Annotated in this window: 21 protein-coding genes and 1 pseudogene; 4 read left to right on the forward strand and 18 right to left on the reverse strand. The window is 30.1% G+C overall.

Translation table 11 applies throughout. The features are described 5' to 3' along the window. Nucleotides 1-59: 59 nt before the first annotated feature. The 6 genes from AXY43_RS06005 to AXY43_RS06030 all read right to left on the reverse strand — a co-directional run bounded on the left by AXY43_RS06005 (nt 60) and on the right by AXY43_RS06030 (nt 5,429). Entirely contained in the window at nt 60-602 is a 543-nt protein-coding gene (locus AXY43_RS06005; protein WP_105411226.1) for a DUF4342 domain-containing protein, read from the reverse strand. A 194-nt stretch (nt 603-796) separates the two neighbouring features. Beyond that, nucleotides 797-1,954 carry a glycosyltransferase gene (locus AXY43_RS06010; protein ID WP_017210417.1) on the reverse strand — a complete coding sequence of 386 codons (1,158 nt, stop codon included), beginning with the start codon at nt 1,952-1,954 and terminating at the stop codon, nt 797-799. Nucleotides 1,955-2,623: 669 nt separating this feature from the next. Further along, the gene (locus AXY43_RS06015; protein ID WP_105411227.1) at nt 2,624-3,094 is read right to left on the reverse strand and encodes a hypothetical protein; all 471 of its coding nucleotides are present in this window, start codon (nt 3,092-3,094) and stop codon (nt 2,624-2,626) included. A gap of 182 nt (nt 3,095-3,276) precedes the next feature. Continuing rightward, nucleotides 3,277-3,699: a VOC family protein gene (locus AXY43_RS06020; protein ID WP_077841311.1), complete on the reverse strand. Its 423-nt coding sequence runs from the start codon at nt 3,697-3,699 to the stop codon at nt 3,277-3,279. A gap of 184 nt (nt 3,700-3,883) precedes the next feature. Continuing rightward, nucleotides 3,884-4,585 carry an MBL fold metallo-hydrolase gene (locus AXY43_RS06025; protein WP_087701359.1) on the reverse strand — a complete coding sequence of 234 codons (702 nt, stop codon included), beginning with the start codon at nt 4,583-4,585 and terminating at the stop codon, nt 3,884-3,886. Between the two features lie 274 nt (nt 4,586-4,859). Beyond that, nucleotides 4,860-5,429, reverse strand: coding sequence for a TetR/AcrR family transcriptional regulator (locus AXY43_RS06030; RefSeq protein ID WP_105411228.1), 570 nt, complete (start codon nt 5,427-5,429; stop codon nt 4,860-4,862). Nucleotides 5,430-5,582: 153 nt separating this feature from the next. On the opposite strand from AXY43_RS06030, the gene AXY43_RS06035 reads away from it, so the two are divergent. Continuing rightward, a complete protein-coding gene (locus AXY43_RS06035) occupies nt 5,583-6,092 on the forward strand; it encodes an HXXEE domain-containing protein (RefSeq protein WP_023974114.1) in 510 nt (169 codons plus the stop codon). Nucleotides 6,093-6,178: 86 nt separating this feature from the next. On the opposite strand, the gene AXY43_RS06040 is transcribed toward AXY43_RS06035, so the two are convergent. Then, entirely contained in the window at nt 6,179-6,532 is a 354-nt protein-coding gene (locus AXY43_RS06040) for a winged helix-turn-helix transcriptional regulator (protein WP_039771700.1), read from the reverse strand. A 134-nt stretch (nt 6,533-6,666) separates the two neighbouring features. On the opposite strand from AXY43_RS06040, the gene AXY43_RS06045 reads away from it, so the two are divergent. The 3 genes from AXY43_RS06045 to AXY43_RS06055 all read left to right on the forward strand — a co-directional run bounded on the left by AXY43_RS06045 (nt 6,667) and on the right by AXY43_RS06055 (nt 9,557). Next, entirely contained in the window at nt 6,667-7,446 is a 780-nt protein-coding gene (locus tag AXY43_RS06045; RefSeq protein ID WP_087701357.1) for an EFR1 family ferrodoxin, read from the forward strand. Nucleotides 7,447-7,930: 484 nt separating this feature from the next. Beyond that, nucleotides 7,931-8,650 carry an AraC family transcriptional regulator gene (locus tag AXY43_RS06050; RefSeq protein WP_243099215.1) on the forward strand — a complete coding sequence of 240 codons (720 nt, stop codon included), beginning with the start codon at nt 7,931-7,933 and terminating at the stop codon, nt 8,648-8,650. Between the two features lie 346 nt (nt 8,651-8,996). Next, nucleotides 8,997-9,557: a flavodoxin family protein gene (locus AXY43_RS06055; protein WP_087701355.1), complete on the forward strand. Its 561-nt coding sequence runs from the start codon at nt 8,997-8,999 to the stop codon at nt 9,555-9,557. Between the two features lie 201 nt (nt 9,558-9,758). Here AXY43_RS06055 and AXY43_RS06060 read toward each other — a convergent pair whose 3' ends face one another. The 11 genes and pseudogenes from AXY43_RS06060 to AXY43_RS06110 all read right to left on the reverse strand — a co-directional run bounded on the left by AXY43_RS06060 (nt 9,759) and on the right by AXY43_RS06110 (nt 24,397). Continuing rightward, nucleotides 9,759-10,145, reverse strand: a complete 387-nt coding sequence (locus AXY43_RS06060; RefSeq protein WP_105411229.1) for a hypothetical protein — start codon at nt 10,143-10,145, stop codon at nt 9,759-9,761. 147 nt (nt 10,146-10,292) lie between these two features. Then, entirely contained in the window at nt 10,293-10,883 is a 591-nt protein-coding gene (locus AXY43_RS06065; protein WP_243099175.1) for a transcriptional regulator, read from the reverse strand. A 167-nt stretch (nt 10,884-11,050) separates the two neighbouring features. Next, nucleotides 11,051-11,814: pseudogene (locus AXY43_RS06070) on the reverse strand (IS701 family transposase); the annotation flags it as partial. Nucleotides 11,815-12,041: 227 nt separating this feature from the next. Beyond that, nucleotides 12,042-13,220 carry an SDR family oxidoreductase gene (locus tag AXY43_RS06075; protein ID WP_039771690.1) on the reverse strand — a complete coding sequence of 393 codons (1,179 nt, stop codon included), beginning with the start codon at nt 13,218-13,220 and terminating at the stop codon, nt 12,042-12,044. 29 nt (nt 13,221-13,249) lie between these two features. Then, entirely contained in the window at nt 13,250-15,529 is a 2,280-nt protein-coding gene (locus AXY43_RS06080) for an ABC transporter permease (RefSeq protein WP_039771688.1), read from the reverse strand. Continuing rightward, nucleotides 15,530-16,231: an ABC transporter ATP-binding protein gene (locus AXY43_RS06085; RefSeq protein ID WP_039771686.1), complete on the reverse strand. Its 702-nt coding sequence runs from the start codon at nt 16,229-16,231 to the stop codon at nt 15,530-15,532. Nucleotides 16,232-16,365: 134 nt separating this feature from the next. Continuing rightward, nucleotides 16,366-17,031 (reverse strand): 4'-phosphopantetheinyl transferase family protein, encoded by a 666-nt coding sequence (locus AXY43_RS06090; RefSeq protein WP_039771684.1) that lies wholly within the window; start codon nt 17,029-17,031, stop codon nt 16,366-16,368. Between the two features lie 2 nt (nt 17,032-17,033). Next, nucleotides 17,034-19,070, reverse strand: a complete 2,037-nt coding sequence (locus tag AXY43_RS06095; protein WP_039771682.1) for an AMP-binding protein — start codon at nt 19,068-19,070, stop codon at nt 17,034-17,036. Nucleotides 19,071-19,100: 30 nt separating this feature from the next. Further along, nucleotides 19,101-21,494, reverse strand: coding sequence for a beta-ketoacyl synthase N-terminal-like domain-containing protein (locus AXY43_RS06100; protein ID WP_039771680.1), 2,394 nt, complete (start codon nt 21,492-21,494; stop codon nt 19,101-19,103). 13 nt (nt 21,495-21,507) lie between these two features. After that, nucleotides 21,508-22,806 (reverse strand): condensation domain-containing protein, encoded by a 1,299-nt coding sequence (locus AXY43_RS06105; RefSeq protein WP_039771679.1) that lies wholly within the window; start codon nt 22,804-22,806, stop codon nt 21,508-21,510. A gap of 22 nt (nt 22,807-22,828) precedes the next feature. After that, nucleotides 22,829-24,397: a non-ribosomal peptide synthetase gene (locus AXY43_RS06110; RefSeq protein WP_105411230.1), complete on the reverse strand. Its 1,569-nt coding sequence runs from the start codon at nt 24,395-24,397 to the stop codon at nt 22,829-22,831. Nucleotides 24,398-24,428 lie beyond the last annotated feature (31 nt).

The following is a 24,428-nucleotide window of genomic DNA, read 5'->3' on the forward strand; positions in this document are numbered from 1 at the left end:
ACAAAATTAGAGGCTTCGAATAATTTCAAAACCTCTATTGCTGTACTATTAGACTACTCCTATCCTTTATAGCTTTCTTTAAAATCACTTTTTATATTATCTGCTGATTCTGAAGCTTTATCCAAAATATCATTAACCTTATCAGTATTAATATCAGGACCTGCTATTGAATATTTATATCCAAAAAATAAACCAACTAATAATAATACTGAAACAGGCCAAAAACCGATTATTAACAGTAACGCTGCTATCGTAAGTGATATCTTTATTGGCTTTTTATTTTCCTTTTTCATTTCAAAATAGTTTTCATTACCTTTGCTTATAACCTTTCCTATAAACTTAAACATTCTACCAATAATTTCTCCAATGCCCCCACTTTTCTTTTTATGATTTTTCTCATTTTCTTTTTTATTTTCTTCATTATTATCTATAGCCACTTCTATAATTGTATTGGCTCCATTATTTTCAACTTTTCCTTGTCTTTCTAAATAAATTATAGCATCTAAAAGATCAAAGTCACATTCTTGCAACACTTCTTCTGCTTCTTGATAACTTACTTTAGTCTTTTCCATTAAAATTTTAATCATTTCATTTCTTTCCATATTAATCATCCTCCAAAACTTTGTATTGACTTATCATGTTTATATAGTACTTAGAGAAAATTAATCTAAAATATAAGAAAGATTAAAATCAGATTAAAATTGCATAATTTTTTATAATAATATGATAACAGACGTAATCAGCCAAATAATTATATCTTTCATTTTGCTATACTAATACTTAAAAATATTGTTAATTATATTATATTTTCTATAGCCTGTACTGCTTTACTTGTCCCTCCTAGATTTAATAATTTTTCTCCTGCTTTCTTAGAATTATCTGCATATATATTATTTGTACTAAATTCATTGACTATTTTCTTAATCGTTTCTGCATTAAAAATATTTGTTTCTAATGAGACACCTGCCTTCAAATTAGATATTGAAGCCGCATTATACTTTCTCTCAAATACATTTCCAGGGCATACAATTTGAGGTACGCCATATATTAAACCCGTCATAATACTATTTTGACCACCATGGTTCATATAAGCTATGGCTTCTGGCATAAGTTTACTAAAATCAAATCTTTTATCTACATTAATATTATTTTTCTTGTATGGTTTCACTTGTTCTGTTGCAATATATATTTGAAAATTAGTTTGCTCAAATGCTTGCGTTAAAGTGTATATAACTTTCTTTGGTAAAATTGTCCCGTTGCCCATGTATGCTATAATTTTATTTTTATTATGATCTTCTGATCTAAAATTAGGTACAAAAAATGGACCTGTAAAAACTAAATTTTCATCATTAATGGGTTCTAACTCATAAGAGCTTGGAACTATTTTTAGATCGGCCCAATTAAATATATCAAGTGCTGATTCGATTGGAGTTAGTTTATTTTCTTGAATAAATCTTTTAACTCCTGTGCTATATTCAGGATTAGAGGCAAAATACTTCGAAGCAGGATAACTGAATCCTGTAACAACTTTAATATTTTCAAGTTTTGAAGCAACAATAGCCGCAATTCTAAATTCGGCATATACCACATCCGGCTTAAAATCTAGTATTGCCTTTCTTATACAAGACACATCTTCTGAAAAATGCTTGTACGTAATTGCTCCAACAAAATGAAGCACCTGTTCATAACTATTAACCTTTTTCTTCTGTTGAATTCCAAGTAATTGTCCAATTTTAAACATTCTTTTTCCCAAAGACATAGGCATTCCAAATGGTGATGGAATTGGCGCATAATAATTTTTTACATTTTCTATTTTTTTATAATTTATATCTTCTGCCGCGCAAAATGCAACTTCATGTTTTCTTTCTATTAATTTATTACATAAAGCTGCTGCTCTTGAAAAAGGGCCACTTGTCTCCGCCATTGCCGCCATAGGTGCTATTAAAATTTTCATAAATAGTCATTCCTTTTTATATATGATATAGTATTCTAGTATTTTATACTTAATAAACTTTTTATATGAATAATTTATTACCTCTATTATTTTCCATCCATATTTTCGATATTTATTTGATTATATTCTGCCAAACGATGCTATCATCATAATCAGATCTTCTAGCTATCTAAAGCAATTTGCTTTTTACAAAAGTCTTCTCTCTTTTTCAATTCAATTTTTATTTTATCCTCAATCATTTAAAAACACGCTCCATAAATTTATTATACTCTCAAAACTTTTCTCTGCCGATATTAGATCATGTTCTCCTATTTTAAATAACGTAAAAATCTATGTTTTCTTAAGGTTGCAGCCTTCAACCCCGCATTATTCAAGCATATTCTGAAGAATATATATTCTAGTATTCTTCAGAATAAATATGGCTTAGAATATATATTCTTCACCATATTTATGGTAGATAATATTAGAATACAATGGTGCTTGTGAATCGTTTTTGCTTAGAAATAAAATTATAACGCTGGCAAAAGCTGCTACTGCTTATTGCCAGCGTTAATTGTATACCTAATCATCTGTTTTTCCTTCTTAACTTAGCTACTTCTGCTTATAGATTATCTGTGTTGTTTTATAATTTTCTTATTTCTAAGTGAGATAAATTAAAATTTGTGGTATTCATTTTTTTATTTTTAAATGCTGAATATGTATACCAATATGTCCTATGCCAAGTATGATAACAGACGCGATCAGCCAAATAACTTTCCCATAAACACCCAATAACAAAAAAGCTGTGACAGGCAAACTCGCAAGAGGCACAGGAATTCCACAAAAACTACGATAAAAACTTTCTTCTGTATGCTCATTAATAAAATATCTAATCCAACAGATCTCATATAATAACATTAGCAAAAATGATACTATAAGCCACAAACTCCATATTGAAAATGGAGAAAGGTTAAAATCACTAAAAATCAACACACTGCATGTACAACAAACTTGACCAACACGCTCAAATGATAATAAAATTTTGTTTTCTTGAACATTGTTATAATCTATGGGTTGATTCTTACTCCAAATTATATTAGGAATAAATAACATTAATAAATATATCAGACCTACATATGAAAACCCTAAACTTCCTAGCATACAATTTCTCCTCTACAAATTACTATTTATCTTTCAGCCTAATTAACATGTAGTTTCATTTATGGCTGACCACTCTACTTACTATTTCTATTGACTCCACGCTTCACCTGAAAAATTAGTATGTTCAGACGATACTCTGTTGTTTTATAATCTTCTTATTTTTAAAGTAGATAAATTGTGATTTATTTAACTCTTTTGAACATTTGATGATTTTCGTTAAACTCAACCAAATCCCACAAGTTACCATATAAATCTTTAAATACTGCAACAATTCCATAATCCTGTTCTTTAGGCTCTCTCACAAATTCTATTCCTATTTCTCTCATTTCATTATAATCACGCCAAAAATCATCAGTTCCTAAGAAAAGAAAAACTCTTCCCCCTGCTTGGTTTCCTATAAAATCCTCTTGTTCAGGCTTAGATGCCCTTGCAAGCAGTATTGTTGTTCCACTTGAACCTGGCGGAGATACTACTACCCATCTTTTCTGTTGTTTTGGTTGGTATGTATCTTCTACTAATTCAAAATGAAGTTTTTTTGTGTAAAACTCTATTGCTTCATCATAATCTTTCACTACTAAAGCAATATGTACAATTGATTGAATCATTATTTATCCCTCCATTACTCCATTAAAATCAATACATAAATCACATCTATCTTTCAACATAATTATCACGAGTTTCATTTATGGCTGACAACTCTAATTACTATTTCCATGAACTCCATGCTTCATCTGAAAAATTAGTACATTCATACAAATATATTTTATAATTCCTATGACTCTTCCTAGATTATACTAGGTCAACTACGTTAAAAACTTGTTTCTGTGCTTCCTCAATAAAATTTTCTCCATCAATATGAATACAGTAAACTTGATTTCTATATTTGATAGGAATATTTTCACTTAACACTCTTAAAGAAGTGTGTACATTCTCTTTATTATCATTAAGGCATGCATCATGATAAACTAAATTTCCCGACTCTAGATAAGGAATTAAATCAAAGTTTGTCTCATATGTATCTCCACTATAAAAAATATCATTTTCTTTATCAAACTCTAATTTATAAGAATAAGTATTCAATGTCTTGACGTGCTTAGTTATCGATGCTGAAAATTTCAATCCCAACGAGTCAATTCTCTTATTATCAGCATTATCTACAATAAAACTCTCACCTTCTTTTAATCCGAGAAGTTCTAAAAACATACTTATTTTTTCTTTTTCATTAAAATAAACATTAGTAATTATTTTATATTTCCAATAGCAGAATCCTATAAATCCACCTAATGAACCAATATGATCTGAATGCATATGAGTGATTAATACATGTATCTCTTTAATTCCTTCAAGTAATTCTTTTTCCAAAATCTTTTTAAATACAGTTTCACCACAATCTATTAGTAAAAATGTTTTATTTTTTCTTATATAGGCAGCAGTATTTCCTTCTTTAATGTGATAACCTGACCCTCTTCCTAAAAACTCTAATTTATTCATAACTCCCTCTCAGTTCCATCATATTTATACTTTGCTCATGATATACGACCAACAGCAGATCTTATAAACATGCTGTAATTTCATTTCTATTATAACATTTTTTAACATTACTTTTCTTAGAATTTACATAGAAAATAATATAGCAAAATAAAATTATAACGCCGACAAAAGCTTCTACTGCTTATTGCCAGCGTTCATTTTATATCTAATCATCTATTTTTCCTCGTAACTTATCTACTTTAATAGATTATCTGTTTTTTCTAGATAGCACTATTCATTTACATGGATAATCAAACACTTCTCCTAATTTTAAAACAAGCTGAGCATGACTAGTCAATTCTTCATATCCATCATTTTGCAGACACCACTTAATTGCAGTCATAACAAGCGCTGCATATAAATCTGATACATAATCTAAAATTTCAGGTGACTTTTTATTTTTTGTTTTATGCTGGTCATAAAAACTTCTCTTTAAAAAATCAGACATATCATCATACAGATGAATCGTATCTGTATGAATGGTAAAAAGAGCTAAAATTTCTTCTCGTTTAACAGATAATATGTGATATAAAGGTTTTATAACCATAATTGCATCTTCTACATTAGCACAGTCAAATCGATCTTTCACACCAGTTTTTAGCAAGTCAAATACTTCATTGCAAAGAGTTTCAGCTAGTTTGTATTTATCTGCATAATGCTTGTAAAATGTAGAGCGATTAATCAAAGCCTTGTCCAATATATCTTGTACTGTTATTTTGTAAAAGTCTTTTTGCCCAAGTAAATAAATAAAAGATTCTTCTATGTTTCTTTTTGTCTTTATAACACGCAAATCATTTTCATTCATATGTAGATCCTCCATACCATTATTTTAAAGAAGTTTATATAGATAAACAACACTTTGTATAATTTTTGTAGTTTAAGTGCATAAACACTTAGATATTGATGTTTGAAGCATTAAAGTAAATGAGTAAAATAAATAACAAAGGGGGAATGAAAAATGAATGAATTAAAATGGTTTGTATGGGTTTTTCCTTTATTATTTATTGTACACGATATGGAAGAGATTATTATGGCAAAGCACTGGTGCAAAAAGAATTTAAAACAATATATATCTCTAGCTATAACTCCCTTTGGAGGCACAAAAAATACAGCTGGATTCGCAATAGGTGTATTTGAAGAATTGATTTTGTGGATTATAGCTACTATGATTGGCAACATTAGTGAATTTTATGGTTTGTGGTACGGTTTACTTGTAGCAAATATCGTTCATCTGATCTTATTTCATATTATATTATTACCATTATCCTACCGTCATTATGTCCCTGGTGAAATAACAGCATGGCTAACAGTTATTCCATGTTGCTATATTTTAAAACTTGCTCAGAATATCTTGGGATACTCTGTTATTGAAATTTCTATCTGGGTAACAATAGGAATTATATTTGCTTTCGTAAATATGAAGATATTGCATAAAAACATCGATAAGTTGCCTAAATTGTTAGAATGATCATACTTTAACTGTATGCATTCCCATTTACAATAATATGTACCCAATTTGACAATCTCTAATTAAACGTTGTTATAAATATGTGCTTACTGATGCTTATTATTCCATCGCATCATTTCAACAAAAATAAGGTATAAATCTTTTCCTGCCTGAGATAGTGAGTATTCAACATGTGGTGGAATTTCGTTAAATTGGGTTCTATCAACTAAGCCCTTGTTTTCTAGATCTCGAAGTGTAGATGTGAGCATTGTATTAGTTATTTCTCCTATTTGTTTTTTTAAATCACCAAAACGAATAGAATCACATTTCATTAACTCAAAGAGCACTCGAATATTCCATTTTCCTTGGAAAAGCTCTAATGTTTTATATGTCCCACAACTTTTATCAATTCTTACATCTTTTATTTGTTCTTGATACTCCTTAAATGTTATGTCTATCATTTATTTTATTCTCCTTTGGTTTTAAAAAGTCAGTACGCTTAAATATACTTAGTCTGTATATTCTGCGTACTTGTGCTATATATATGATCTAAGTATAATAAACGTACCAAAGAAAATCAAGGAGTGATACAACTATGAGTACAACAATTTATTATTTTTCCGCTACAGGAAATAGTTTAAAAGTAACAAAGGATTTAAGCGAACAATTAACTGATACTAAGATAATACAAATCTCTAAAAAAAGCATTCCAACATCAAAAGACACTCAATCAGATAAAATAGGTTTTGTATTTCCAGTATATAATTTTGGACTACCTGTGATTGTAAAAAATTTTATAGAAACCTTGCCGATTGGTAAACATACCTATGTTTTTGCTATAGCAACTTGTGGAGGAATGGTAGGTGCTGCTCTTAATCAAATAAAAAAAATACTAAACAAAAAAGACATTAATTTAGCTTCATCTTTTTGTGTATTTATGCCTGGCAGTGATCAGCTGATGTTTCCTACCGTTTCTGAAGAAGAGCAAAATAAACTTTTCAACGATGAAGAAAAACAGATAAGTACAATAGCTCTTGCTATAAAAAGCAAGCAACATATTAAATATAAGTCTAATGCTATTATGAGTTCTGTTTACAACTTACTATACACTGCTACCTTTAGGCCAAAAGGTATGGGAAAGAATTTCTGGACTGATGAAAAATGTATAGGATGCGGTTTATGTTCTCAGGTCTGCCCCGCAAATAATATAGTTATGCACGATGGAAAACCAAAATGGGAGCATCAATGTGAATCATGCCTTGCTTGTATGCAATGGTGCCCGCAAAAATCTATACAATATAAAAAAACTACTGTTAAGAGAGGTCGCTATCACAATCCTCAAATAAATGTAAGCGAACTCATTCCCAATCGTTAAATTAAGCACAAATCAATATTTTACTAAATGTAAACTTAAAGTATACGTTTTAGCTTGATACGTATACTTTCAGTATAAATGAATCTTACTAATTAATTCGATACTTTTCATTTCGAAGATGTCCCAAACATTCTATATAAATTTCAATGATAAACTGCTATTATATTTAAATAGATAACTAAATATTTATAATCTAAATTAGAAATATGATAATGAAATTTATATAATAAGGAGCGTTTTCAAATCATGAATGTATATCGTGAGTATGTAATTCCAGAATCGGATGACATTGAAAGATTACTCAAAACAAAAATGACTCGATTAGCACACCTGCTATATACCTTTGCTCCACAGGATGGTGTTTTAGATCTGCCAATCTCTGGTCTGTCTATCGTTCGCTATTCAGGAACAGAGATAGATTGTCCAAAGACTTTCCTATTTACCTTCTTTAAGTATTGTTGCCCAAGGAGCAAGGTCTATCTCAATAGGTCACGAGACATACAAGCTTGATAGATCACAAATGTTAATGAATCCAATCACCCTGCCAATTTCTCTGCAAACTATGAAGGCAACTAAATCTGAGCCTCTCCTTATTATAAGGCTGGATCTTAATCCCGAGCGTATTGCTGAGATTGTTCCGAAAGTATATTCTCATGGTCTGCCTGAAATAAAACAGTGGTGTGCTGGACATGTTATGAATGCAGATATAAGCATTATTGATGCAATGATAAGGCTTTTGGAGTGCTTGCAAAAACCAGGAGATGTAGAATTCATTGCACCACTGATTATGGACGAAATTCTAATCCGCCTACTTCGCAGTTCTGATGGAGTTCATGTTGCGGCCATGGGATTTGCAGACTCAGGAGTACATCAAGTGTCAGATGCAATAGCTTGGCTCCGTAAAAATTTTTCTCAGTCAGTTAAAGTTTCAGACTTAGCCAAACTGACACATATGAGTGAATCCTCTTTCTATAATCATTTTAAAGCGGTCACTTCGATGTCCCCTATGCAATATCAAAAAGCTCTGCGTCTACATGAAGCGAGGAATTTAATGCTGTCCCAACACATGGATGCGACCACTGCCAGCAGAATGGTAGGTTATGTTAGTAATTCTCAATTTAGCCGAGATTACAGCGCTTTTTATGGAGCTCCCCCTAGAAAAGATATAGACAAATTATATAGACAACCCCAAAAAACATATTAATCTAAAATATAGCTTTGAGTTTATAGTAATTGATATGATTTTTGATCCACAAAAAAGAGACTCCAATCACTGCTTTATCATGCCTGCTGCCTATGAGCTTGCGGGCTTTCTTTCTATTTAATGAAGAATATTCTGCTGGTTTAACCCCCTCAGTTTTCTAATGTGGCTGAGAAAAAATAAAGATCTGGAGAATAAGGCAAAAAGATAATTGAAAAAGGCAAATATTCTTGTTATGTAACATTTATAATTAATTTAGTCTTTGAACCGGTACTAGCCTATCATTTTGGCATATCATGCTGGTTCAAATACTCTTTTAATTTTGAATTGATATTAGGAGGTAATAAAAATGAAAGTTATAGCTTTTGTAGGCAGTGCAAGAAAGAACGGAAATACTTCAAAAATAGTTGATGCCATTTGTTCCGGCATTAAGAAAAATGGACATGAGGTTGAAACTTATAATTTATCAGAACTTGATAATAAAGGCTGCAGGGCTTGTGGTTTATGTCAAGCAAACAAGGTAGAATATTGTTCTATTAACGACAAAATGACTGAACTTTTACCTAAGATAGCTGATGCTGATTGCATTATAGTTGGAACACCAGTCTATATGGTGCACGTGAGCGGTTATACAAAAAATTTCCTCGATAGACTATTTACTTTTTTTGTAGAATCCAATCATACCACAAGACTTTTACCAGGGAAAAAGTATATAACTGTTACATGTAGCGGTGCACCTGCTGAAGCATTTAAAAATGTTACAGAATATCTTAATCAAATTTTTGGCGGCTATAGTCAAATGGTGAATGCAGGTAATATCATCGCAGGAAATTTGCAAAGTAAGGATGATATTCTTAGTCAACAAGAAATGCTAAAACAAGCTGAGGAAATAGGGCAAAAACTAAACTGATTGTTGTAAAACAAAAGAAAATCACCATACCATCCAATCACATCAAAACTTCTATCCAAGTTTAAAACAACCCAGCACCTTATTCTTACAGAAAATGTTTGTTTCTCCCAAAGCATCGCGGAGAAGCAAACAACTTTCCCATAAACAGTTTTCAAAAAGATAAGTGAGCATGTAGCAATTGAAACAGAAAAGTGCATATCCTTATTTTTTTCTTCCTTCTAAAAATGTAACATCTACAAACGCTAAACCAAAAGATAAACCCACTGCATGAGAAGCAGCATTAAGTAGGTCTACATTAGGACTTTTAAAGATGTAATCAAAAGCGCAATTAAGTACAAAAAATGTTGCAAACATAATAACAAATTTATTTAATACTTTTCTAAGATAATCCCATTTCAGTTTTCTTGCATTAAATAAAGTGATTATAGGCACATACAATAACATAAATAGAGCAAACACAGCATAACCAATCACAAATTTTAAAGCCATACTATTATCTATGTTGCCATAAACAATAATACATGTAATTATTGTACATATAAAAAATATTAAATAAATAACTTTGGTAAAGAGTAATGTTTTACTCATATAATACCCCCAACTCTATATTAAGACTATAAATTTACTATAACGAATAAGTTATAAAATATTTCTGTAAAATCCATGTTTAATTTTATTTGAAAGATTATAATATAGTGGTATAAGTTTACCATTTGCTAGAGAATCCTTCAATTTCTACTGAAGCTCTGGTTCATCTCCTACTATTTTGTAACTGCGTTCTTCAACAACTGTTCCATCTGATTTCGTTTCTTTAAAAGTGATCACATCATATCCATCAGCACTTTTAATTTGAGATGTTTCATAAATTAGCCTTACACCATTTTCCACACGCTCTTTTGTTCCTAGCCAATAAGGACAGTCATTTATAAATGAATCATGCTTCCCCAAGTATATAAATAATTTATTTTCTGCTGAAACATTAATATTAGGACGTTTTTTCTCAACATATTTTGAGCTTACTGCAGCAGTTCTACCAATTTGTTTTAAGTATTCTTTAGCCTCATTCTCTTTTGATTCTGCAAGCTGTAAATAGCTTTCCTGACCTTTTAAAACTTTGTCCCATAGCTTCTCTGGAAACATCTGTTTTATAGAATTTTCACATTCTTCTCCATCTTCAGGTTCTTTATATTCGATTAATGAATAACCACCATTTGAATTTTTAGAAAATGTCATTACCGTAGGAATAGCTTCACTTCCACTGATTTCTGTGAAAATCCCATTTTCAAAGCCAAAATAACCAAAACTTGAAATAGTGTAAACTTTCACGATATTATCTTTTTCTTCAACATCTAAAACTATGTGCCCTTCTGTAGCCGCTTCTCCCCTTAGATAATTTGTCCCTCTACTTTTTATGGCTTTGCTTACAGCTTGGTCAATATTTTCAGTAGTGTTGTTATTGTTAACATCTGTTGAATTTACAGTATCAAATTGAAGTTGTCAACATAATTGTAAATGTAGTATTGCTTATCTTTGACGGTTACGAGATCAAAGTCTTCAATCTTTAATAATGTAGCAAACTTATGAAATTTTATTCCTAGTCTGTCATAGCCATATAGAAAAATAACTCTATTAGTTTTTAAAATACTAATATAACTATAGCCAGCTTTTTCATAAGCATTAAAAATATCCTTACAACTAACACATATCCTTTATTCTCAAGTTTAGAAAACATTGTAATTAATTTTTGAGTTAATTCTATTTTTCTCATATATTCTTTATGATAGATATCAATTGAGTATGTCAGCACTAATCCGTCACAAGATGTTAAAGAACCTTCTATTTGATGACCATATACATTTTTACCTTTTAAATGAGAATTATGAAACGAACACTTTTCAATTGGATTTTTAGCCTTTGACGAGGGCTTTGTCTTTTCAGAAATAGTGTCATCCATAATAAAGTATATTGGCTGTCTGGATTCTCTTGATTTAGCACAAATAAGTTCTATGATATATGCTTTTAATGCCCTTTCTAAAAGTTTTTCATTCCGATCACTACTTGAAAGAAATCTAATAATACTAGTTCGATGTTTCGAAGGAGCAAGCTCCGCTATGTCGTAAATTTTACCATTATAACCTTTTGATATCATATTTTTTAAATGTCTTAAATGAGGCTTAGTTAAGTAAAAATCAAAATTTAATTGTTTTAAAAAATCGTATATTGATAGCTCATCTAATATAATTGTGTTCTGAAACATTTATGTATGGCTTCTTGCTGTCATTGTTGTGTGGTAACGGTAACTCAATTATAACAAGGATTTATCATAGATGTTTTTTATTTTATTCAGTTGTAAAATTATCCAAGCATTTTTGCACTATTATAGTTAAATATATAAAGCAAACAGAAACTGTCAGCGTCTGAGAAACTCATTTCTATTTATCCTAACAAGATGAGTTCTCTATTTATAATACTATACACTCCTCTTTATACTCTAGATAATTTACTATCGTCAAAATCATGTTCAATTGCAAATTTAGCAAGATTTATGAAATCAATCTCCTTTATATAGTCGTCATCCATAATTTCTTTTAGATAACTAGTATCATATTCATTCTTAATATTATTTAAGTATGGGCTATAAACTTTATGTGTTAAGCGATAATAAAATTTTTCATGTTTATTTAAATTAATTGGCAAATCATCGACAAAAACAAATTTATCCAAATCAATAGCTTTAAGCATTTGGCCATACATATAACGATTGACAGTTGAACGAGGATAAACTATGTTTAAAAATTGTATGTCACTATCAAAAACATTTTTAATTACTTTAGCTACATAATCTACAGGCACAACGTTTATTTTTGAAGTATTCTCCATTTGTATCCTAATAGTATCTTCACCTACATTATTTCTTATGTGCCAAAAAAACTTGGTCCATCCATATATTACATCAAATTTTGATGTATAGTAAAGTGGTGTATCAATTAATCTACCAACAACAACGCTTGGACGCAAAATTTGATATTCAATTAACCTACTAGAACAATAATCTATCACTATTTTTTCAATGGTATTCTTATACTGCTCATAATGATTCCTGAAATCACTTTTTCCATAATAAGATGAATAGTCATTTTCAATTTCTCCATCAACAATACCACAAGAAAAAGCTGTACTTATAAAAGTAAATTTAAAAGTATAGTTGTTTAATACATCTAAAAGTTTTTGGGTTCCATTGAAATTATTATTAATTATCTCTGACTTTGCATTTTCATTATTGAATAAGTTGACACTTCCTGCACAATGAATTACATATAATTTTTTTTCATTTGTTATTGAATTATTGATTTTATCATATAAATCATCATCACCTAATGCTCCATCAATAATTTTAATATTTCTCAACATGTCGTCTAGTGTAAATTTCCTCAAATAATCTGGAATATATTCATGCTCCAAAATAGCTTTCAGTCTCTTAAAACTATCAGCTCTGCTATTTCCTCTAATTAAAAGAATTATTTCCCCAGAATAGTTAAATTGAAGAAAATCATTTATGAGTTCATATAATACGTGTCTGCCAATAAAACCAGTTACACCAGTAATTAAAATATTATCATTAAATCCCCTATTTAATTTCAACATATTATTATTTCCTTTCATTTATAAAAGATTTTTATATTATTTAAAATTTACTCCATTCCTTTCAAAGTCTCTACCATATCAAGCCCTTTAACCTTTCCAGAAAAAAATAAGCTTACAACTGCCGAAACACCACAAGTAATAGCAAATGAAATTAAAAAAGAACCAATAGAGCATTTTGCGGTAATATCAAAAGAATCTCCTTGTGAATCAAGTAAAATTTGTAGTAACCAAACCCCTATTGGAGTACCAATAATTGCTCCAACTACAGATAACCACAAATTCTGCCTTAAAAGTAAGCTTCTTAATTGACCTGTTTTAAATCCCATTACTTTTAGTGTAGCTAATTCTTTTTTACGTTCTGTATAGGAAATTAGTCCCATATTGTATAATACAACTATAGCTAAAATACAAGCTAGCACTACCATTATGATAACTATCATGTTAGACATTTCAATTGCTGAATCTGCTGCACTTCTTAATTTATCATGCCCATATACATATGCAACATGTTCTGAATTATATTCAGACAATATTTTATTTGTCATAACACCGGATGGTTTAAATTTATACCCTAGAGATTCTATAGTATTTCTTGTCATTACAACTGCTTGCCCCATAGGAATACAATTAATAATTGTAATCTTGGATTTTACCCATTTATCACTATCAGATAAATGCCAGTTAATTGTATCGCCAACTGAAATACCTAATTTCTTTGCTAAATTTCGGCTAATTGCTACATCTCCATCCTTATAAGATAAAAGATTTTGATTTGCATCTGTAATTTGAAAAAAGTTAGTTCCATCAACAGCATCAAGATTTGAAGTATATTTTGTGTCATTATTTGCAGATTTAATTTCGATTTTTTCTTCCATCCACATTCCACCATCTACTTCATTTTTGATTTTTTTAGCTTCATCTAGCGAAATTTTATCATTAAATCGGATCTGGGTTTGATAATTATTAATTTTTCCAAAATACCAATCTGGAATTGTTGAAAAATTTTCTTTACAAGCAAATCCGCAAACTAATAAAGACATACACCCGATTGTTCCAATTAACCCCATAACAGTACGAACTTTATTTCTACTTAGATCCCTTAAATTATATTGCAAGCTAAATGTAAACTTACTCCAAAATGGTAGCTTTTCAAATATGCACTTTTTCGCAGTTTTAGGAGGTACTGGCCGAAGTGTCTCTGAGGGATTAATTTTCAAAATCTTTTTACAACTAAAGTAAGTTGATAATGTACACACAATAACAATAATAATTCCAATAAACCAAAATGAAATTGGATATTCTGGCATTACTTTAGGCAGCAAGTATTCGTTAGAAGAATCAATTTGGTACTTCATATTAAAAAGAAGTGGTGTAATAGTAAGTGGCCCAAGAATTGTGCCGAACATAACCCCTAAAAGTGATGGAAAAAAACTATAGCTTAAATAATGAATAACTATCTTTCTTTTCTTAACGCCTAAAGCCTTCATTGTACCAATTTCGGTACGCTGCTTATCAATTAAACGAGTCATAGTTGTAATAATACTCAACAAAGAGATTAACATAAATGCAACTGGAAAAACCTCAGACATCACTTTATGTTGTTCTATTTCATCATTTAATGCAGAAATGCCGTTCTGGCTATCTCTATCAGCAAATGATGTATATGATAAAATTTTATCTATACTATCATCTAAGCTATACACATTTTCAACATTGCTTGTAAAAACAATCTGATTATAAGAAATATTATCTAACAATTTACTTGAACAAAATGCATAACCAGTGTGTGCGTAATTAGGCTCTATATCAGAATCTTCTTTATAGTATTCATATTCAGAACTCCAAACAAGACCTGCTATTTTTAAAGTAAACTCTCTGTCATCTGCCTTAAATGAATAATCATCACCTACTTTCAAATGATTTTCCTTTGCATATCTGTAAGCTAGCCATATGCATTGTTTATTATTAGGATTATATTCTTCGCCCTCAATTACATATGGCTTATTAATTGTATTTTCTTCCTGAAAATATACATTGAGATATGTCTCATTTACACCAGTTCCATCTATCAAAAATCGCCGTTCTGCATTCTTAATTCCATTAATTTGCGAAACATTTTTCAAATCACTTTCCGAAAAATTATTTCCCTGTAACCAGCCATCTGCTAAGTTACATAATTCATGATAATTTTTTCTTGCGGTTTCTATCCCTGAAACTTCACTTGCAAATCCAGTATATAGATACATAGCTAACATAGACATAATAAAGATTGAAAAAAACTGCATTTTATTATGATTTAAATCTCGAAGCATTTTTCGGAATAACATCTACCAATCCACCTCCTCAATTGGAATAGGATTCTCATTAATCTGAATTTCTCGCACTTTACCATTTTTCATACGAATTACTTTATCAGCACACTGTGCAAAATCTGAATTATGTGTAACTATAATGACAGTTTTATGACGTTCCTTACACATAGACTTCAATAATTTTAATACAGTAATTCCTGTTTCTGAATCCAAAGCCCCTGTAGGTTCATCTCCTAATATAATTTTAGGATCTTTACTTAATGCTCTTGCAATAGAAACTCGTTGTTGCTCACCGCCAGATAGTTGTGTTGGAAACTTATTCTTATACTGTAATAAACCTACTGCTTTTAGCATATCATCCGCAGATAAGGCATTTCCCACAATATCCTTTGTTAAGGCTACATTCTCATATGCAGTAAGGCTGGGTAATAAATTATAAAACTGAAATATAAACCCAATACTAGTTGCTCTAAATTCAGAAAGTTGATTATCATTCATTGAAGATACAACTTGTTCATCAATAGTTACAATTCCACTTGTTGGCTTATCCATTCCACCTAACATATTCAGAATTGTGGATTTTCCCGCACCTGATTGTCCAAGAATTACTACAAACTCCCCCTGTTCAATTGTGAAATTAACTTTGTTTACTGCATATTGTATATTTTCTCCAATCCCATAAGTACGTACAACATCTTTAAATTCAATTAAACTCATATTTTCTAATCCTCCATTCCTTATATTAAAAAATAAACTTTATCATAAAAATAAGATTCATTCTCAATATAAACCTAATAACCTTTCAATATTTTTATAAAATTATTTATCATTTTTCCTACCAAAAGATGATTTTATATAATTATCTCTTGGTAGGATACATCAATCACTTCTGGCAATTCTACTCCACAAAATGCTAAACAATAACTTCGTCGAGAAATCGTTAAAAATTTAAGATCTTTATAAGTAAATCTTTCCTGTTGAAATGCTGAAAAATCTATCTTATTTAAATCATTACTGATACCAGTCCCAATGTATTTAAAATAACTTTCTTTTAATGTCCAATAACGGTAAAAAACATCTTTTGGATTTGTTGAGTTTTCAATTACAGCAATTTCATTTGAATTCATCGAATAATTCAAAATATTTTCATAACAATCATTATTATCTTGAATATCAATTCCAACTTCTTGATATGAAATTGCACAACAAACAGCATTAAAACAATGTGATAAATTAAAAAATATATTACTGTCTTTAAAATAAGGTTTGTGTTGCTTATGATATAAAAAATTAGGCATTTCTACAACATCATAAAACCTTTTTAGTCCATATTTCAAAAGACAATATGCACTTATAGACTGAACTTTGTCTTTCATAAAACGTAATTTATTTACTTTTTCCTTTCTCTCTTCTGACAATAACTCATATATATCTGCATATTGTTCTTCTGAAATGTCTTGAATATTATCTAATATTAAAATTTTTGTTTTTATACTATTGTATAATTCACCAATCAAGTTTAAGCTTCTCCTATATAGCAAACAACATTTCCTTTTTCTTCTGGTGGAATCCCAGTAGTTTCAGGATATCCTAATGCTATGGCCGCCCATACAATATGATTCTTTGGAATTTTATACTCGTCTAATTTCATCCTAATTTCAGGTATATCACATATTGTCATGAGACCATTTAACCATACACTCCCCAATCCAAAGGAGGTAGCAGAAAGCATAATATTTTCTGCGGAACAAGCTGAATCTTGAATTCCATCTTGATTTCTTCTATCATTTGATATTAGTATCAAAACTTTTGGATTTTCAAAGCCATTCAGTGTTTTTTTCTCCCTTACTAATATTTCCTTAGTAATTTCTTTTAACCTTCGAATTTCATTTTCAGACTGAATAACTGTGAAACGTCTTGTCTTTAAATTCTTTCCAGATGGTGCAGCTTTTCCTGCCTCTATCAATAATTCTAATATATCTTTAGGAATAGATTGATTTGTAAAATTGCGAATGCTCCTACGTTGGAAAATATTTTGTAGTACAGGATTTAAACTTTCTATCCCCTTAGAATCTTCCCACATTTTGCGAAGTTTTTTTCGCTCGATTTTACCCATTGCATTTCGTGGCAAAGAATCTAAAAATATAAAATGACTAGGAATTTTATAGCTTGATAACTTTTGAGCAAGATATTCTTTTAAAGAATTCAGATTAATTAAGTTCTTATCTGCAACAATATAAATAATAGGAATTTCTCCAAGCACTCCATCTGGATCTTTTACACCAACACAAGCACTCTCTTTTACATTTAAATATTGATTTACTACAGTTTCAATTTCATTTGGTGAAACTTTTTCTCCAGCAGTATTTATAATGTCATCTGCTCTACCAATCATGTAAAAGTATCCATCACTATCTTTCCATACTAAATCACTCATAATAAGCCATCCATCTTTTAAGATTTCTTTTGACAAATCTTCTTGTCCCCAATAGCCTATCATCTGCATGTCCCCCTTCAGGGCCATTTTTCCTATTACCTTCTCACCAATTCCCTCTAAAATCTTATTATTATCTTGTTCAATCAGACAAACCTGAATATTATCAAGAGGTTTTCCCATAGATTCAATCTTATCAGGACATTCTTTTAAATTAAGAAATAAGCAACCACCACTTTCTGATGATCCCCACGTATTATGAATTTCAGTATTCGGCAATAATCTCAAAAGTTTTTTGCGTAATTGAACTGGAACTGCTCCAGCGCTAAATTCAATGTAACGCAGTCTTCCAAACACATCACCTACCTTAGTTTCATCAATTTGTTGTAACATCATTTCCATAGCAGTTGATACACATGCTAATGCGGTGCAACTATAACTTTCAATATTACTTTCTGTTTCCTTTATAAATACTGACCCATTTTGTAATACAATTGTTGCACCTATCAATAAAGCTGATCTAAGAACACGCATACCAAAAGAATGATTTAATGGCAGTGGTAGCAAAATTATATCTGTATCTAACATGCCGATACCATGCCATGTATTTTTCATATTACAATTAATTCCCTTAAGTGTATGTGTAGTTCCTTTCGGCTTACCAGTAGAACCTGTAGTGAAAATTAATTCGCCAATATCCTCAGGTGATGGCTTTTTGTAAGCACCTCTAATTTGTTTTAATTTGGCTTGTTCTAAAACAGTTTTATACGATTTTGCAGAAATTCTATCTACAGATTTTCCATTTGATGAGAGATATATCTTGGCTTCAGTTAAATTGTAAATATGATTAAGAACTTCAAACTTTGGAGCACGTTCTATAGGAATAGTAATAGCACCTACCCTTTGCGCAGCAATAAAGGTAATCACATAATCAAATTTTGATAGTGCTTCTAGTATAATACGATCTCCTTTTTCTATTCCAATACTTTCAAGATAGCCTGAAACAAGTTCTATTTTATTTTGCAACTCTCTATATGTAAGGATATCTTTTTTATAACGTAAAGCAATTTTATCTGGGATTATTTCTCTATTGCGTTCAATAGCTTCTACAAGAGTATCCATTTTATTTTCACTCCTTTCCAATTTCTTAAATTAGCATTCCCATTCAGAAATTCTCTGTGTTAACTTTTCAATACTTTCATAATCATAGATCTCATAAATATCAAAGCTTATATTGAAATAATTATTAATTTCCTCCGACATTTGTAATAAAAGTAATGAATTTCCTCCAAGATCAAAAAAATCTTCATCATGATCAATACTTCCCGAGAAATTCAAAGTTTTTTTCCATAAACCCTCTAAGAAATTCTCTGCTTCAGCAAAATCAAAAGTATTTGTATTCTCTTGTGTACTTTCAACCTCTTGAAATTCTTCTTGAGTTTGAGCCACTTCTTTTAACTTCATTTCATAAATTTCTTCATTATGTTTTAATTTCGTCCAATGAGATACTTTATCAAAACAATACCCCGGTAGCGAAACAATATTTTCTCTTACATCACCATAGTAAGAATTCCAATTAACTGAATTTCCACTGTTATAATAAGCAATCATAAACTTTTCTATATCGCGAACAGAAAACAAATTAAACACTTTTACTTTTCTATCAAAACTTTCATTTTTTAAAGCATTGCTATAATTAAAATCTAATATAATAACATCATCATTTTCAGATATCTTTTTAATTTGTGCAATTAATTTTTCATAGTTATTATCAACTGAAGTTTCAATTGATTCTTCAAGAGATGCTAAATCAATTTTACCTGAAATATAATCTAAAATAGCACGACTTTGATAATCAGCAAGCGTAAAATCTGGCTTTACCCCTAAAGATTTCAAGTATTTGTACATACCATACTTGAATGAAGCATCTTGATTAAAAATATTGGAATTAAAATTTAACCCTGGCGCTATATTTTTATATTGTTCTAAATTTAACTCAGAACAATTACTAAACTTCATTGCAAACACAATTTTATATTTTTTTTGCTCTGAAATAGGCATCATCATGTCTAACTTTTCAAGAAAATCATCCAGATCTTCAGCAATAACCATTCTACGAAAATCATAATCATCTCTACAATGGTTCAAAGTATATGCAATACTGTTAAAGGAAATGGAATTATGCTCAGATAAATAGTTAAACAATTCTTTCTTATACGCATTAAATGAAGTTTCCGATTTTGCAGAAATTGTAATTAAATTTCTATGATCTTCTTTTGGTTTGGTAATTTGAGGGTAATTCTCAACAATTATATGTGCATTTGTCCCACTTAACCCAAAAGCTTCAATACCCACCATTCTTTTATCATTTGAATTCCACTTCTTAATTTTAGTTGCAGGAATTAACGCTGATTTAGAAAAGTCAATCATATGATTAGTTTTTTCAAAGTTTACAATTGGATATGATTCATTATACTTAAATCCAACTAACACTTTAATAAGACTTGATATTCCTGCTGCAATTGCCAGATGACCGATATTAGGCTTTACACAGCTCAGAAGTATTTCTTTATTAATAACATTCCTCTTTCTAAGGTTTTCAATAATGCTTATAGCCTCAACACAATCTCCTATTGGATTTCCAATTCCATGAGACTCAATTTCAGTCAGATTAGAAATATCAATCCCATTCCAAGCTTTTTCTATAACTTCTTTTTGTCCTTCAGAACTTGGTAATGTAACCATCCCACAACGACCACCATCACCATTTATTGCCCCACCTTTAATAACACCATAAATATTATTTCCATCACGCTTGGCATCTTCAAGACGCTTTAATAGAACAAATCCACCACCTTCACCAGCACTTGCTCCATCAGCACCTTCACCAAATGATTTACTCTTATACTGTGAAGAAAATACTCCTAAGATATCATAAATATTCTTTTTAGATTCATAAATTTCTGTAAATATCTCTACTCCACCTACAAGGCTATAATCACTTTCTCCAGTCATTAATTTTATGCATGCCTCATGTATTGCAACTAAAGAAGATGAACACCCAGCATCCAAAGTGAGATTTGTGCCTCTTAAATCAAAATAGAATCCTATCTTACCACTTAACATGCATTTTAAGCTTCCTAAAACAGATGGTGCGGTAGTATTTTTAACTAAATTTCCGTATTCATTTTCAGAAGTTGCACAAATCACACTGCAATTAGTTCCGCGAAAACCTTCAATAGAATATCCCGCATCTAAAATAGTCTCCGCTACCAGTTCCAAACTTAAGCGCTGCTCTGGACTCATTAAATCCGCTTCTCGATTTGAAATATTAAAAAAGTCATGATCGAAATATTCAATATGTTCTAAATATCCAGCTTGGATATATTTCTTATCTGGATTTAATTTCATTAAATCCACTCTATTCTGTGGGACATCAATTATACAATCTTTTTCCTTTACCAGTAATTCGTGAAACTCCCCTAAATTATCTGATTCTGTAAATCGACCACTTACTCCAATAATAGCAATATCATTATAAACCATTCTCTGCCTCCCTTTATTTACCCATATATTCTTTAAAAGTACTTTCAGCTTGGTTGTTTAAAAATTGTTCTGCTAAGATACAATTCTTTTTTATATCATTTAAATATTCAAGACTGAAAAGTCTAGTATCTGTTTCAAATCCAATTTCAATAAAATCATTGGATTTTATAATTGCAAAGCATAAAATTCCGCAATCTTCACGTTTTGATTTAACCAAAAATGTTTCAACAGGCAATCCATTAAATTTAGGAAGATTAACTTCATTTACAATATTAAGATACGTAATTAAGTAAGGAGTTCTTCCCCCAGCAACTCTGCAATTATTTAATCCTTTTGAAATCTTACTTCTTATTTTTTTATGCATTGATGAAATTTTCTCATTTTCTTCAAATATATATCTAGTATCAATAATTCTTGCAATACTTCCTATAGTATCTTGATATTTAGATCCATTCATTCTATTTGAAATTAAATAAGTCGTTCCTATGTCATTAGAATTATTTGTTTTAGCAAGTGCTAAATGCAAAATTAACATAATAACATTAAAATCGCTCGTGCGATTTAAAGTCGCAATACTTGTAATATTCTCCAAATTTAATTGAATTGGAGGTAAATCTCCAGACTTTATACATTGTCGATTATAATCAATTTGTGGTGGTTTTGGAGAATATCCCTCAAACTCTTCTTGCCAATATTGAATAGACTTTTTAGCATTTTCAGACATCATATATTCATAATCTTCTTGTAATAAGTTTTGAAAGGGTTCCCTAAGTGTAGAAAATTCATAACTTTCATTATCATAGAGTTTTAACATAGTCTCTACTGACAGTAATACTGATACTGCGTCCGTAAAACAATGATGAACTTTAAATAGCATATAATGATATTGCTCATTTATTCTATATAGTTTTATATCTATTGGAATATTATTAAATACATCAATTGCTCTATCCATACTTCCCTGAATAACTTGCATTGCATTTTGTTCTCGTTCTAAATCACTATTTCCTTCAACCTCTAGTACTTCTAACTTAAAATCCTTATAGTATTTTCTAATCTTTATAAAATATTCTTCTCCTCTATTTACAATAATTCCTCTCATAGAATCAGTATTATCAATTAATCTCTGAATGCTTCGCTCCATTTTAGATACATCTAAATCGCCTCTTAATTTTAGTCCTATACCGACATTAACAATTCCATTTCTTTCCCCATCTTTTACTGATGCTAAATCCAATTGCCACATCAAATTGGACATTCCTTGTAGAGAATATTCTAATTCATCATTTTTGCTCACAACAAATTCTTCCATAATTATGACAGCTCCTTACCCCTTATTGGATATATTGTAAAATTTCTCGAACACTTGGATTCGCAAATAAATCACTTAATCCTATTTTGCAACCAAATTTGCCATTAATAGCTTCTACTAATGCAACACTATTTAAAGAATTTCCACCAATACTATAAAATTTATCATTTATACTTAAATTAGAAGTATGTAAAATAGATTTCCAAACTCCCAACATTTCTGATTCGTTACAATCTTCAATAGAATTGTCTTCAATTGCCTCTAATGGTTTTATTAATCCGCTTAAAAATAGTTCTTTTAATTTTCGTTTATTCATTTTCCCAAAAGATAGTTTAGGGAAGTCTGATATTTTCAAAGGTATAGCATAACTAAATGAAACACCGTAATAATTAAGCATAAGTTCTGCCATTGAATCTGAAATCCTTTGGTGATTATCAATATCATTTGGTGTATTAGTACTATAAAAAATAACAATCTGATCTGTTTGCATTGAAGACTCACGATATGGAATGCATGTTAGATATCCTGTTACCCCTTTAACTCTTTTTAAAAGATTTTCAATTTCCAAACAAGCATAATTTACACCATTAATAATTGCCATATCTTTTTCTCTACCACATATAATTAATTCTCCACCCTTTATATATCCGATATCTCCCGATTGATACCAACCATCATTTGTAAATACTACATTTGTATTTTCTATATCTTGATAATACTCTCTCATTACACTTGGACCCTTTAATTCTATAAATCCTTGTTTTCCATTCTCTAAAATATTACCATTTTCATCTGTAATACGAACTTTAGTCCCAGCTATTGGTGTTCCAACAGATGCAAAAACTTCGTCTTGCATATAATCTAGTTTGCAATTAAAAACAACAGGTATTGTTGATTCTGTCATTCCGTACACTGGAACTACATTAGCTTTATCCGCTTTTTGTAATCGCAAAATCTCTATTAATTTTTTAGATATCTCTAAACTAACACCTTCACCACCTGTTAAGCACATTTCTAGCGAAGATAGATTTGTGTTTAAAGATTTAATTTTTTCTTCATTCTCTACAATTAGCGCATATCCAAAGTTAGGTGAGAATGTATGGGTTGCTTTATATTTGTATAGAGTTTCAATCCAAAATGAAACATCTCTTGTCACATCAATTGCATCAATATGGACTTGATTAGTATGATTACACAACATAGCAATGTGCATAGTTGTTAATCCTGCTATATGTGTGAGCTCCATCCAGTTTACAAAACAGCTTTTTGAATTACAATTGTAAACTTTTTTTAATGCAATACAGGAACCTATTACATTGGAATGACTAATTACTACTCCTTTGGGCTTTGCAGTACTGCCAGAGGTATACATAATCAATGCTAAATCCTCTTTATTGATAATTGGTTTGTCATACTCTACATCTGTATCTTTTAGTAAATCAGAGTAAGAAAACAACTCTTCGCTATTGAAAATTTTAGCTTTGCGTATTTTATTAAAATCATTATTACCAGCAAGGAGTATTTTTGATTTTGTGACAGAATAACTGTATTTCAAATTTGATACTATGATATTATCATCAGAATAAGACATACCTTTTTGAATTGCACTAACTGGAACAGCT

The organism is Clostridium sp. MF28 (genome assembly GCF_002969175.1).
Taxonomy (GTDB): domain Bacteria; phylum Bacillota; class Clostridia; order Clostridiales; family Clostridiaceae; genus Clostridium; species Clostridium beijerinckii.